Annotated in this window: 10 protein-coding genes and 2 tRNA genes; 8 read left to right on the forward strand and 4 right to left on the reverse strand. The window is 64.5% G+C overall.

Annotated features, from left to right (window positions below):
• Nucleotides 1-139: 139 nt before the first annotated feature.
• Both NH8B_RS03110 and NH8B_RS03115 read left to right on the forward strand, forming a co-directional pair.
• Nucleotides 140-215, forward strand: a tRNA-Phe gene (locus NH8B_RS03110).
• Nucleotides 216-261: 46 nt separating this feature from the next.
• A tRNA-Phe gene (locus NH8B_RS03115) sits at nt 262-337 on the forward strand.
• Between the two features lie 56 nt (nt 338-393).
• On the opposite strand, the gene NH8B_RS03120 is transcribed toward NH8B_RS03115, so the two are convergent.
• Nucleotides 394-1,173, reverse strand: coding sequence for an AraC family transcriptional regulator (locus NH8B_RS03120; RefSeq protein ID WP_014085978.1), 780 nt, complete (start codon nt 1,171-1,173; stop codon nt 394-396).
• A gap of 132 nt (nt 1,174-1,305) precedes the next feature.
• Between NH8B_RS03120 and NH8B_RS03125 the strand changes: the two genes are divergently transcribed.
• Complete coding sequence (locus tag NH8B_RS03125) at nt 1,306-2,205, forward strand: DMT family transporter (protein ID WP_014085979.1); 900 nt, start codon at nt 1,306-1,308, stop codon at nt 2,203-2,205.
• Nucleotides 2,206-2,296: 91 nt separating this feature from the next.
• Here NH8B_RS03125 and NH8B_RS03130 read toward each other — a convergent pair whose 3' ends face one another.
• The 3 genes from NH8B_RS03130 to NH8B_RS21275 all read right to left on the reverse strand — a co-directional run bounded on the left by NH8B_RS03130 (nt 2,297) and on the right by NH8B_RS21275 (nt 6,685).
• Nucleotides 2,297-3,640, reverse strand: a complete 1,344-nt coding sequence (locus tag NH8B_RS03130) for a dicarboxylate/amino acid:cation symporter (protein WP_014085980.1) — start codon at nt 3,638-3,640, stop codon at nt 2,297-2,299.
• Nucleotides 3,641-4,001: 361 nt separating this feature from the next.
• The gene (locus NH8B_RS21360; RefSeq protein WP_014085981.1) at nt 4,002-6,536 is read right to left on the reverse strand and encodes a THUMP domain-containing protein; all 2,535 of its coding nucleotides are present in this window, start codon (nt 6,534-6,536) and stop codon (nt 4,002-4,004) included.
• 17 nt (nt 6,537-6,553) lie between these two features.
• A complete protein-coding gene (locus NH8B_RS21275; protein WP_255345168.1) occupies nt 6,554-6,685 on the reverse strand; it encodes a hypothetical protein in 132 nt (43 codons plus the stop codon).
• On the opposite strand from NH8B_RS21275, the gene mutY reads away from it, so the two are divergent.
• The 5 genes from mutY (at nt 6,684) to argC (ending at nt 12,343) form a co-directional block, all read left to right on the forward strand.
• The gene (mutY, locus tag NH8B_RS03140) at nt 6,684-7,724 is read left to right on the forward strand and encodes an A/G-specific adenine glycosylase (protein WP_014085982.1); all 1,041 of its coding nucleotides are present in this window, start codon (nt 6,684-6,686) and stop codon (nt 7,722-7,724) included. The two genes, NH8B_RS21275 and mutY, sit on opposite strands and share 2 nt — an antisense overlap.
• Before the next feature lie 62 nt (nt 7,725-7,786).
• On the forward strand, nt 7,787-9,988 hold the full coding sequence (locus NH8B_RS03145; RefSeq protein WP_014085983.1) for a RelA/SpoT family protein: 2,202 nt from the start codon (nt 7,787-7,789) through the stop codon (nt 9,986-9,988).
• Between the two features lie 351 nt (nt 9,989-10,339).
• Nucleotides 10,340-10,768, forward strand: a complete 429-nt coding sequence (rplM, locus tag NH8B_RS03150) for a 50S ribosomal protein L13 (RefSeq protein WP_008953419.1) — start codon at nt 10,340-10,342, stop codon at nt 10,766-10,768.
• Nucleotides 10,769-10,782: 14 nt separating this feature from the next.
• Nucleotides 10,783-11,175, forward strand: a complete 393-nt coding sequence (rpsI, locus tag NH8B_RS03155) for a 30S ribosomal protein S9 (RefSeq protein WP_014085984.1) — start codon at nt 10,783-10,785, stop codon at nt 11,173-11,175.
• Between the two features lie 124 nt (nt 11,176-11,299).
• A complete protein-coding gene (gene argC / locus NH8B_RS03160; protein WP_014085985.1) occupies nt 11,300-12,343 on the forward strand; it encodes an N-acetyl-gamma-glutamyl-phosphate reductase in 1,044 nt (347 codons plus the stop codon).
• The last annotated feature ends 108 nt before the right edge of the window (nt 12,344-12,451 follow it).

Here is a 12,451-nt window from a genome sequence, read left to right on the forward strand (position 1 = left end):
ATTGGAATGGCCGGTGCGGCCATGTCTGGCCGTTTTTCATGCGATCGCCATTTGCATGATTTTCTTGTATTAGGGCTTGACGGCCATGTCATGCATCTGCTTTAATGCTGCTCTCTGACGGCGCAGTTGGCCGGATCGGGGCCAATTAGCTCAGTTGGTAGAGCAGCGGATTGAAAATCCGCGTGTCCTTGGTTCGATTCCGAGATTGGCCACCACTCGATTCTTCCTGTGGTAACAACGATCGGCAAACTGTGTTTTCATGGCCAATTAGCTCAGTTGGTAGAGCAGCGGATTGAAAATCCGCGTGTCCTTGGTTCGATTCCGAGATTGGCCACCAGATTCAAGAAAAAGCCCGAACGTCATCGTTCGGGCTTTTTCGTTTCCGACCTACATTCAGCGCCACTGTCGGCGGTATTCCTCGGGTGTCAGTCCCATCAGGCGCTGGAACATGGCGATGAAGGCCGACGCGCTGCTATAACCCAGTTCCAGCGCGGTGTCCTGCACCGGGCGCCCGTCTTCCAGCAGGTCAATTGCTTGCAATACCTTAAGCCGTTGCCGCCAGGCGCTGAAGGACATCCCCAGATCGCGATGGCAGCGCCGTGACAGCGTACGCTCGGTGCTGTGCACCTCGCCGGCCCACGCTGCCAGCGAGCGCGTGTCCCCCGGCTGCTGCTGCAGGGCATGCAGTACCTTGCCCAGCTGCGGGTCGTCCGACATCGGCAGGTAGCTGTCGTGGCATGGGCTCTCCGCCAGTTGGTCGAGCAGTACCTGGAACAGACGCCCCTCACGCTCGGTGCGGGGGTATTCCAGCTGCCCTCGCCGCAGGGTGTCGAGAATGGCCTGGATCAAGGGGTTGATCGCCAGGGTACACGCTTCCCGTGGCAAGTCGGCACACTGCGCCGGCTCCAGATAGAGCGAGCAGTAGCTCGCCTCGTAGCGGTTGCTCGCCACGTGTTCCAGCTGTGGCGGAATCCAGATGCCGTACTGCGGGGGCGCCAGGTAGTGACGCCCAGCCATCCCCACCTCCAGCACCCCGCTGAACGAATAGACGAACTGCCCCGCTGCATGGCGGTGCGGGGGGTACTCGCTGGCGCCCTCCAGGTGCACCACGCGGAAGGATACCGGCTGAGTCAGCTGTTCGAGCAGGAGCGGCAGTTGTCGGCGACGTGCCATATTGTCCAAAACTCCCTATGGGTTGTCGGAAATTCGTTATTTGATTGTAAACCGCCATCGCTACAATCGGGATATCTTCATCGGGGCCGGTGCTTTCGCGCCCCGACCATGACTTTGAGAATCGGAACTACCATGTCGACCGCTCGCAAACCGCTGGATGGCCTCGCCGCCGGATTGATGCTGCTGCTCTGTCTGTGCTGGGGAATGCAGCAGGTGGCCGTCAAACTGGCGGCCAGTGCCGTCAGTCCCATCATGCAGATCGGGTTGCGCTCCCTGCTCGCCGCCTTGTTGGTGGGCGCCCTGATGTGCTGGCGCCGGGAGCGCTTCTCCCTGCGCGACGGCCGGCTTCGTGCCGGGCTGGTGGCAGGCGCGTTGTTTGCCGGCGAATTCCTGTGCGTCTCGGTCGGGCTGATCTATACCAGTGCCTCGCACATGGTGGTGTTTCTTTATTCGGCGCCGATCTTTACCGCACTGGGCCTGCACTGGCGCGTCAAGGGCGAGCATCTGGGGCGGGCGCAGTGGGGCGGGGTGGGGCTGGCGTTCGCCGGCATTGCGCTGGCCTTTTCCAACGGCCTGAGCGGGCAGGGGGAGTGGGGGCGCATGCTGCTGGGCGATGCGCTGGGTCTGCTGGGGGGATTGCTCTGGGCCGCTACCACCATCGTGGTGCGCGCTTCCAGCCTGTCCGAAGCGTCTCCGTCCCAGACCTTGCTGTACCAGCTCACCGTGGCCTCGGTGCTGCTGCTGGCGCTGGGTGGTGGCACGGGGCAGTGGGCGACGCTGCAGATGAGTCCGATCGCCTGGGCCAGCCTGCTGTTTCAGGGTGTGATCGTGGCGTTTGCCAGCTTCCTTGCCTGGTTCTGGCTGTTGCGCCGTTACCTGGCGTCGCGCCTGTCGGCCTTCTCCTTCCTGACGCCGCTGTTCGGCGTGGCATTCGGCGTGCTGCTGCTGGGTGAACCGCTCGACCCGCGTTTTCTCGTCGGCGCGTTGCTGGTGTTTGCCGGCATCGTGCTGGTCAACCTGCGTCGCGCCTGAGCTGGCGTGATCTCGCTCGACGGGCCTGCCCGCCGGCAATAAAAAAACCCCGTCACGTGTGACGGGGTTTTGAGCGGACAAGGAATCTGCTTCAGGCGTTGACGCCCGGCTTGGTGGTCAGCACCACGGTGTCCAGCCCTTGTTCCGCAACGGCTTCCGGCTCGTCGGCTTCTTCCACGGTCTCGCCGTTCAGCACGCGGTTCATGCGTTCCACGTCGAGCGCGTTTTCCCACTTGGCGACCACCACGGTGGCCACGCCGTTGCCGATCAGGTTGGTGATGGCGCGGGCTTCGGACATGAAGCGGTCCACCCCCAGGAGCAGCGCCAGGCCTTCCACCGGCAGCTTGCCGTGCAGGGTGGCCAGGGTCGCGGCCAGCGTGATGAAGCCGCCGCCGGTCACGGCTGCAGCACCCTTGGAGGTCAGCAGCAGCACGCCCAGCAGGCCCAGCTCTTCGCCCAGCGTCAGGTCCACGTTCACCGCCTGGGCGATGAAGATGGCCGCCATGGTCAGGTAGATCGAGGTGCCGTCCAGGTTGAACGAGTAGCCGGTCGGGATCACCATACCCACCACCGGCTTGGCGCAGCCGAGGTTTTCCATCTTGGTCATCATGCGCGGCAGCGCCGATTCGGACGACGAGGTGCCCAGCACCAGGATCAGCTCTTCCTTGATGTAGGCGAGGAATTTCCACAGGCTGAAGCCGGTCAGCTTGGCAATGGTGCCCAGCACGATGAAGATGAAGGCGGCGCAGGTCAGGTACACGCACAGCATCAGGTAGCTCAGCTGCTTGAGCGAACCCACGCCGTACTTGCCGATGGTGAACGCCATGGCGCCGAAGGCTCCGATCGGGGCCAGCTTCATGATCATGCCGATGATGTGGAACATGGAGTGGGAGAATTCATCGAGAATGCTCACCAGCGGTTTGCCCTTTTCACCCATGGCCGACAGCGCGGCGCCCATCAGCACCGAGAACAGCAGCACCTGCAGGATATCGCCTTCGGCAAAGGCCGATACCACGCTATGCGGGATGATGTTCATGAAGAAGTCGATGGTGTTCATCGACTTGGCGCCGGCGGCGTACTTGGCCACGGCGGCCGAGTCCAGCGTGGACGGGTCGATGTTGAGACCGGCACCCGGCTTGAGCACGTTGACCACCACCAGGCCGATCACCAGCGCCAGCGTGGTCACCACTTCGAAGTACAGCAAGGCCTTGCCGCCGACGCGGCCGACTTCCTTCATGTCGCCCATCTTGGCGATGCCGACCACCACGGTGGTGAAGATGATCGGGGCGATCATCATCTTGATCAGCTTGACGAAGGCGTCGCCCAGCGGCTTCATCTTGGCGGCGAAATCCGGTGCCACGGCACCCAGCGTGACGCCGATGGCAATCGCCAGCAGCACCTGGAAGTACAGACGGGTGTAGAACGGTTTCTTCATGTCATTCCCTGTCGCAATCAACGATATCGTATGTGAAGGTCGTGACCGGGGCTCGGTGAGGTGTGGCACGACCATACGACGATCGTAGCAGGCACATTAGCGTCGGCTAATTGGCGAAATCCCTAACGAAACAGAATGGCTGCCATTCCCAATCGGCATCGATACGTTGCCGTGCGTCATCCGGCGTGAACGAAACGCCGGCAGGAAGGTACTGGCGTGAAAGCACGGTGCGGCCGGGACGAGCGGCACCCTGCTAGAAGTAAAGACCATCCCGCCGCCGCCGGCAACGCGCGGGTGCCGCCCAAAACAAAACCGCCATGTCGGCATGACGATGGCGGTTGAGAGGGCGGGCGGGGCTGGCTCAGCCGGCGTGTTCGTCGCCCTTGTCGCGGCGCGCGCTGCCGGCCACCAGCGGGATGGCGAACAGGCGGCATTCCAGGGCGCCGTTATAGAGCGGCACGCGGCGTTTCACCTCGAGGCGGATCAGCTTGGCCAGGCGCAGGTCGCCGGTGAAGAAGTACGCGGTCCAGCCGGCGAAGTGCTGCTTTAGCCAGTCGCCCAGCTGCGGGTAGAGCGCGGCCAGCGCGTCCTGTTCGTCGAGGCGCACGCCGTAGGGCGGGTTGCTGACGATCAGGCCGTTCTCGCCCTGTGGGCGGGCGTCGAGCACCTCGCCGGTGTTGAGAGCGACGACCTCGGCCAGGCCTGCCGTCTGCAGGTTGTGACGGGCAATGGCGGTCATCGCGGCGTCGCGGTCCGAGCCATGGATGGCGAGCGGGGCGAGCGGCTTTTCGGCCAACCTGGCGTTGAGCTGCAGCGCTTCCCACGCGACCGAATCGAAGTCGCGCAGACGCTGGAAGGCGAAGCGGCGGTTGCGGCCTGGCGCGCGCTGGAGCGCGATGTCGGCGGCTTCCACGAGGAAGGTGCCGCTACCGCACATCGGGTCGATAAGGGGCTGGCTGCCGTCGTAGCCGGCCAGCAGCAGGATGCCGGCGGCGAGGTTCTCGCGCAGCGGCGCCTCGCCGGTTTCCTCGCGCCAGCCGCGCTTGAACAGCGGCTCGCCGCTGGTGTCGAGGTAGATCTTGGCGGTGTCCGGGGTCAGGAACACCTGCACGCGCACGTCGGGGGTGCGGGTGTCGACCGAGGGGCGGCCGAGGCCGGACTGGCGGAAGCGGTCGCAGATGGCGTCCTTCACCGTCAGCGAGACGAAATCGAGGCTACGCACCTGCGAGCCGACACCGTCGGTCTTGAGCTTGATGGTGCGGCTGACGTCGAAGAAGCGCGGCCAGTCCACCTGCATCGCCAGCTGGTTGACGTCGTGCTCGGAGGCGTAGCTGCCTTCGGCTACCAGCATCAGCACACGGCTGGCGGTGCGGCTGTGCAGGTTGGCGCGCATCATCATGCTGGCGTCGCCGCTGAAGCCGACCCCACCATCGGTCGGCTGGATATGCTGCGCCCCCAGAGCCGTCAGTTCGCCAGCGAGCACCTCTTCGAGGCCGCGCGGGCAGGGGGCGAACAGCGACAGCTGGACCTTGCGGCCGACCGTCAGCGGGGCGCTGGGTGCCGGCTGGCGCGGGCCTTCCGGACGCACTCCGCCGGCAAACGGCGTCGCGCGGCTTTCGCGTGCCGCCGGGCGCGCTTCGGCGTCGCCGGCGCGCTTGATGAAGCCGGGCTTTTTGGCACCGGTCGGGCTCGGGGTGAACAGCGGGGCGTCGTCACCGGCTTCGGTTTCGCTGCGACCGGCATCGTAACGGGGGCGCGACTCGTGGCGCGCCTGCGCCGCCGGCCGATCATCTTCGCGGCGCGGAGCCGGGCTGGCGGTCTGGTCATCCTGCTCCTTGGGCCGGCTGATGAAGGTCGGCTTTCTGGCTCCGGTCGGGCTTGGCGTGAACGGCAGCGCCTCGTCTTCCTGGCGGCGGTCCGCTTCGTGGCGGCGTGGCTGATCGGAGCGGTCGCGACCGAAACGCGGCGGCTCGTCGCCTTGGCGTTTGCCGTGCTTGGCGAAGCTTTCACCTTCACGGCGCGGCGCGGGGCGACGCTCCTGCCATTCCCCCTGGGCGCGGGATGGGCCGGAATGAGGATGCTGGGCGTCGTCGCGCGGTTCGTTCTTGCCGAATGCGGCGCTGTCCTTGCGCGACTGGCCGTAATGGCGCTTGTTGCGGTCGAAGCCCTGTTCCTGCCCCTCGCCCTGCTGGCGTGCTTGGCCGAAGCGCGGTTTGTCGCCGAATTGGCGGCGCTCCTGTTGGCCGAAGCCTTCGCCCTCGCGGCGCGGTCCCGGACGACGTTCCTGCCCCTCGCCTTGCTGGCGCGGTTGGCCGAAGCGCGGTTTGTCGCCGAACTGGCGGCGCTCCTGTTGGCCGAAGCTTTCGCCTTCGCGGCGCGGTCCCGGACGGCGTTCCTGCCCCTCGCCTTGCTGACGAGGTTGGCCGAAGCGCGGCTTGTCGCCGAACTGGCGGCGCTCCTGCTGGCCGAAGCCTTCGCCTTCGTGGCGCGGTCCCGGACGGCGTTCCTGCCCTTCGCCTTGCTGACGCGGTTGGCCGAAGCGCGGTTTGTCGCCGAATTGGCGGCGTTCTTGCTGGCCGAAGCCTTCGCCCTCGCGGCGCGGACCCGGACGGCGTTCCTGCCCCTCGCCTTGCTGACGAGGTTGGCCGAAGCGCGGCTTGTCGCCGAACTGGCGGCGCTCCTGCTGGCCGAAGCCTTCGCCTTCGCGACGCGGCGGCTTGCCCTGGCCATGCGGCCGGCTGTCCGGCTTCCGGTCGAAATGCCGGCGCTCTTCCTGGCGCGGCGGCTTGCCGGCCGGGGCGTCATTGCCGGTCGTGGGAGCGGCTTGAGCCTGGCGGTCGCGGTGGGTCTGGTCGCGGCGTACGTTGGCGCGTTGGCGGGAGCGGAAGCTGGACATGGAACATCTCGTGAAAATCAATCCCCTATTTTAAGCCAGATCGCCCGGCGGCGCTTGGAATTCCCATGCCCAATGCCGCGCTGCGTCTTGGTCGCGTCAGGGCTTTGCAGTACCATGTCCGGTTCGTTTCTCAGCAGGAAAAGCAGCATGGAAAGCGCCTTCGCCGAGCGCCTGATCGCCTGGCAGCAAACTCACGGACGGCACGGACTGCCGTGGCAGGTGAGCGATCCCTACCGGGTATGGCTGTCGGAAATCATGCTGCAGCAGACCCAGGTGAGCACGGTGCTGGGGTATTACGCACGTTTTCTCGCGCGTTTTCCCGACGTCGCCAGTTTGGCTGCAGCGCCGCTCGACGACGTGCTGGCCCTGTGGAGCGGCCTCGGCTACTACACCCGGGCACGGAATCTGCATAAGGCCGCGGGCATGGTGATGAGCGAGTTCGGCGGGCAATTCCCGCAGGAACGCAGCCAGATCGAGCGTCTGCCCGGCATCGGCCGCTCCACCGCGGCGGCGATCGCCGCCTTCGCTTTCGGCCAGCGCGAGGCCATCCTCGACGGCAACGTCAAGCGCGTGCTGACGCGCTGCTTTGGCGTCGAAGGCTTTCCCGGGGAGAAGAAGGTCGAGCAGCAGTTGTGGGTCCTGGCCGAATCGCTGCTGCCAAATCAAGGCATGACCGCCTATACCCAAGGCATGATGGATCTGGGCGCTACCGTCTGTACCCGTAGCAAGCCGGCCTGTACCGTCTGTCCGATGGTCGATCGCTGCGTCGCCGCGCGCGACGGGCGCTGCGCCGAACTGCCGGCGCGCCGGCCGAAGAAAGTGGTGCCGACGCGACGTACCGTGATGCTGCTGGCGGTGCACCAGGGCCGCGTCTGGCTGGAACGGCGTCCGCCCAGCGGCATCTGGGGCGGCTTGCTGTCGCTGCCGGAGTTCGAGACTTCCGAGGCCGTCGACGCATGGCGGCGCGAGCGCGGCCCGGGCGACCTGTTGCCGGCCTGGCCCGAGCTGGAACACGTATTTTCGCATTTCCGGCTGATCATCACCCCGCAGCCGTTACGTCTGGAGGCTCTGGACGGACGCGTGGCGAAGGAAGAAAACGGCAGCTGGCTGGCGCTGGACGAGGCTCCCGATGCCGGGGTGCCGGCCCCGGTGCGCCGGCTGCTGCACAGGTTGGCCGAAGAGCGCTGAACCTTCAGCGTGTGATGTTGACGAAGAGGACGGCCAAGCGGCCGTCACGAGAATAGAGAATCATGGTTTCCGTAGTCCGTTCCGTAGCCGATACCCTGGCTGGTGCCGCCGATCCGCAGCGCTGGCTCGAGCACCTTTCCGCCTCGCAAAACGAGGCCGACCGCAGTGCGCTGGCCCGCGCCTTCAACAGCGCGCGCGAGCTGTACGCCGGCAAGCGCCTGACCCAGACCGGCGAGGACGTGTTCAGCCACGCCGTATCGGCCGCTGCCATCGTCGCCGACCTCGACCTGCTGACCGACGCCGTGGTCGCCACGCTGCTGTTCGCCGTGCCGGATTTCCGCGAAGACTGGCACGAATGGATGACGAACGAGTTCAACCCCACCGTTGTGGTGCTGGTGGATGGCGTCAACCGCGTGCGCCGGCTCACCGAGATCGCCCGCATCGACAAGCTCGACACCCCGGAGGAGCGCGCGCGCCAGGCCGAGACCATGCGCAAGATGCTGCTCGCCATGGTGGCCGATATCCGCGTGGTGCTGATCAAGCTGGCCTGGCGCACCCAGACCATGCACTACCTGACCGAGTGCCCCGAAGCGGTGCGCCGCACCATCGCCCAGGAAACCATGGACGTGTTCGCCCCCTTGGCCAACCGTCTCGGCGTGTGGCAGATCAAGTGGGAACTGGAAGATCTGGCATTCCGCCATATCGAACCGGAAAACTACAAGAAAATCGCCAAACTGCTCGATGAGCGCCGCCTCGGCCGCATCGATTACATCGCGCGCGTGCTCGACACCCTGCGTGGCGAATTGCGTGCCGCCGACGTCAACGGCGAGGTGGCCGGCCGGCCCAAGCACATCTATTCCATCTGGAAAAAGATGCGCAAGAAAAACCTCGACTTCTCCGAGCTGTACGATATCCGCGCCGTGCGCGTGCTGGTCGAATCGGTCAAGGACTGCTACACCGTGCTGGGCCTGATCCACAGCATGTGGCAACCGGTGCCGGGCGAGTTCGACGACTACATCTCGCACCCCAAGGCCAACGACTACCGCAGCCTGCACACCGCCGTCATCGGCCCGGAAGACCGCGTCATCGAAGTGCAGATCCGCACTTTCGACATGCACGAACACGCCGAATTCGGCGTCGCGGCGCACTGGCGCTACAAGGAAGGAGGCAAGGGCGATGCCGCCTACGAGGAAAAAATCTCCTGGCTGCGGCAACTGCTCGACTGGCGCGAGGAGGTCTCCGACCGCTCCGGCCTGACCGACGCCTTCAAGACCGAGCTGTTCTCCGACACCATCTACGTGCTGACTCCCAACGGCCGGGTGCTGGCGCTGCCCAGCGGCGCCACCGCGATCGACTTCGCCTACGCCATCCATACCGACCTCGGCCATCGCTGCCGCGGTGCCAAGGTGGAAGGGCAGATCGTGCCGCTGTCCACGCCGCTGCAGAACGGCCAGCGCGTCGAGATCCTGGCGGCCAAGGAAGGCGGCCCCAGCGTCAACTGGCTGCACGAAGGCTGGGTCAAGAGCCATCGCGCCATCGCCAAGATCCGCCAGCACATCCGGCTGCAGAACGCCGACGCGGTGCGCGAGAGCGGGCGACAGCTGTTCGAGAAAGAGCTGGCGCGCCACCCCAACCTGCAACCCAACCTGGCCGCGCTCGCCGAAAAACTCGGTTTTGCGCGCATGGACGAGCTCTACGGCGCGCTCGGCCACGGCGAGCTGTCGATCCGCTCGGTCGCCCAGGCGATCGAGAGCTTCGCCCCGCCGCCACCGCCGGACATCGCCCCGGAAGACCTGGTCAAGCGCAGCAAGGGCGGGCACAACGCCGGCGGCATCCTGATCGAAGGCATCGATAACCTGATGACGCAGCTGGCGCGCTGCTGCAAGCCGGCGCCGCCCGACGCCGTGGTCGGCTTCGTCACCAAGGGGCGCGGAATCTCCATCCACCGCGCCAATTGCCTCACGCTCAAGCGGCTGTCGGCGGACGCCCCCGAGCGCCTGATCGCCGCCGACTGGGGCGAGCAGAAGACCAGCGTGTTCCCGATCGACATAGAAGTGATCGCGCATGATCGCAACGGCCTGTTGCGCGATATTTCTGACGTCTTGTCGCGGGAAAAGCTCAATGTCATTGCTGTGAACACGCTCTCCAAGGATCTCAAGGCGCGGATGCGTTTCACCGTCGAGGTGCGGCAGGTCAACGACATCAACCGTGTTCTGTCTCATGTTCTTGATTTGCAAGGAATTCTTGAGGCTAGGCGAGTGTGATTCAGGCGTCAGTTGCAAATTTATACTGCACTGCACAAAAAATACTTGCGTAATCGATCACATGTGCCGATAATCGGTACTGCATCAGGACGTTACATGCAACGTGTGCGTTTTGGTGTTGTCTCCTCCATCCTCCTTCTTAGGTGGAACTTGGCGCAATCTAACGGTTGCGCTTTTTTTTTGCCTTTTGCACAAGCCCCAGGTGGCATTTCTGGTGCTTTGAGACACCCGTTACAACACTTTTCCGAGCTCGCCTCACCCCGCCTTTTCTGTTGCCGCACAAGGGTTTGACAGTCCCCAGGCACTGTAATAGAATCCGGAACTTTCAAGAATTTACGATGGAAGAGCTCCATGAAGACCTTTTCTGCCAAGCCGCATGAAGTAAAGCGCGAGTGGTACGTGGTCGATGCCTCGGACAAGGTGCTGGGTCGCCTCGCGGCCGAAGTTGCCCGCCGTCTGCGTGGCAAGCACAAGCCGGAATTCACCCCGCACGTTGATACCGGCGACTACATCGTAGTCGTTAACGTCGACAAGCTGCGTGTTACCGGTGCCAAGGCACTCGACAAGAAATACTACCGTCACACCGGCTATCCGGGCGGTATCAAAGAGCGTTCCTTCACCGAACTGCAAAACCAGTTCCCGGAACGTGTTCTGGAAAAAGCCGTCAAGGGTATGCTGCCGAAGGGTCCGCTGGGTTACGCCATGATCAAGAAGCTCAAGGTATACGCCGGTAGCGAACATCCGCACACTGCTCAGCAGCCGAAAGTGCTGGAATTCTGATTTAGAGGCAAAAGATGAACGGTAAATATTACTACGGTACCGGCCGTCGCAAGAGCTCGGTAGCGCGTGTATTCATGCAAAAGGGTTCCGGCCAGATCATCGTCAACGGCAAGCCGGTTGACGAGTACTTCGCCCGCGAAACCGGCCGCATGGTGATCCGCCAGCCGCTGGCTCTGACCGAGCACCTCGAGTCGTTCGACATCAAGGTGAACGTGGTTGGTGGCGGCGAAACCGGCCAGGCCGGCGCCATCCGTCATGGCATCACCCGTGCCCTGATCGACTTCAGCGCCGAGCTGAAGCCCGCTCTGTCCCACGCTGGCTTCGTTACCCGCGATGCCCGTGAAGTCGAGCGTAAGAAAGTCGGTCTGCGTAAAGCACGCCGCGCCAAGCAGTTCTCCAAGCGTTAATCCGCTGCTGGACTGGATCGAAAAAGCCACCGCGAGGTGGCTTTTTTGTTTTGTTGCGTTGGCTGGTTACTCTACTTAGACTGTCGTCTTTGCGACATTGTTTTACAGCTACGAGGAGTTGGGCATGATCAAGGTGGGTATTGTCGGTGGCACTGGGTACACCGGGGTGGAACTGCTGCGTCTGCTGGCCGGGCATCCGGCGGCACACGTCACCGCGGTAACCTCGCGCAAGGAAGCCGGCATGCCGGTGGCCGAGATGTTCCCGAGCCTGCGCGGTCGTGTCGATGTTGCCTTCTCCACGCCCGAGGAGGCCAAGCTGACCGAGTGCGACGTGGTGTTTTTCGCCACCCCGCACGGTGTTGCCATGGCGCAGGCGCGCGAGCTGCTGGAGGCGGGCGTCAAGGTGATCGACTTGGCCGCCGACTTCCGTCTGAAGGATCCCGCCGTGTTCCAGCAGTGGTACGCGATGGAGCACAGCTGTACCGACCTGTTGGCCGAAGCCGTGTACGGGCTGCCGGAAGTCAACCGCGAGGCGATCAAGGCCGCACGCTTGGTCGGCATGGCCGGCTGCTACCCGACCTCGGTACAGCTCGGCCTGCTGCCGCTCCTGGAAGGCGGCAAGCAGCTGATCGACGTCGACACCCTCATCGCCGACTGCAAGTCCGGCGTGTCCGGGGCCGGCCGCAAGGCCGAGGTCGGCACGCTGCTGGCCGAGGCCGGCGACAACTTCAAGGCCTACGCCGTCAAGGGGCACCGCCACTCGCCCGAGATCATGCAGGGTCTGTCGGCGATCCACGGCGCACCGGTCAAGCTGACCTTCGTGCCGCATCTGACACCGATGATCCGCGGCATCCATTCCACCATCTACGCGCGCATCCGCCCCGAGGCCAGTGCGACCGACTTCCAGGCCTTGTTCGAGCAGCGTTTCGCCGCTGAACCGTTCGTCGACGTGCTGCCGGCCGGCAGCCATCCCGAGACGCGCTCGGTACGCGGCTCCAACACCGCACGCATCGCGCTGCATCGGCCTGGTAACGGCGACCTGCTGATCGTGTTGGTGGTCGAGGACAACCTGGTCAAGGGGGCTTCCGGCCAGGCGGTGCAGGTGATGAACCTGATGTTTGGCCAGCCGGAAAACGCCGGTCTCGATATCGTCCCCTTGCTGCCGTAAGTACGGCTGACAGGACCGGGACACGTCAGCAGTCGGAGGCTTTTTCGCCGCCGTGGATATGGGGTGCGGCTTTTGCACCCACCTGCCGTATTGAAAACTGGCCAGCCG

Source organism: Pseudogulbenkiania sp. NH8B (genome assembly GCF_000283535.1).
Taxonomy (GTDB): Bacteria; Pseudomonadota; Gammaproteobacteria; order Burkholderiales; family Chromobacteriaceae; genus Pseudogulbenkiania; species Pseudogulbenkiania ferrooxidans.

Bases quoted from the DNA above. Each gene is read 5' to 3' on its own strand.
- NH8B_RS03120 (WP_014085978.1), bottom strand. From the start codon at position 1,173: ATGGCACGTCGCCGACAACTGCCGCTCCTGCTCGAACAGCTGACTCAG.
- NH8B_RS03125 (WP_014085979.1), top strand. From the start codon at position 1,306: ATGTCGACCGCTCGCAAACCGCTGGATGGCCTCGCCGCCGGATTGATG.
- NH8B_RS03130 (WP_014085980.1), bottom strand. From the start codon at position 3,640: ATGAAGAAACCGTTCTACACCCGTCTGTACTTCCAGGTGCTGCTGGCG.
- NH8B_RS21360 (WP_014085981.1), bottom strand. From the start codon at position 6,536: ATGTCCAGCTTCCGCTCCCGCCAACGCGCCAACGTACGCCGCGACCAG.
- mutY (WP_014085982.1), top strand. From the start codon at position 6,684: ATGGAAAGCGCCTTCGCCGAGCGCCTGATCGCCTGGCAGCAAACTCAC.
- NH8B_RS21275 (WP_255345168.1), bottom strand. From the start codon at position 6,685: ATGCTGCTTTTCCTGCTGAGAAACGAACCGGACATGGTACTGCAAAGC.
- NH8B_RS03145 (WP_014085983.1), top strand. From the start codon at position 7,787: ATGGTTTCCGTAGTCCGTTCCGTAGCCGATACCCTGGCTGGTGCCGCC.
- rplM (WP_008953419.1), top strand. From the start codon at position 10,340: ATGAAGACCTTTTCTGCCAAGCCGCATGAAGTAAAGCGCGAGTGGTAC.
- rpsI (WP_014085984.1), top strand. From the start codon at position 10,783: ATGAACGGTAAATATTACTACGGTACCGGCCGTCGCAAGAGCTCGGTA.
- argC (WP_014085985.1), top strand. From the start codon at position 11,300: ATGATCAAGGTGGGTATTGTCGGTGGCACTGGGTACACCGGGGTGGAA.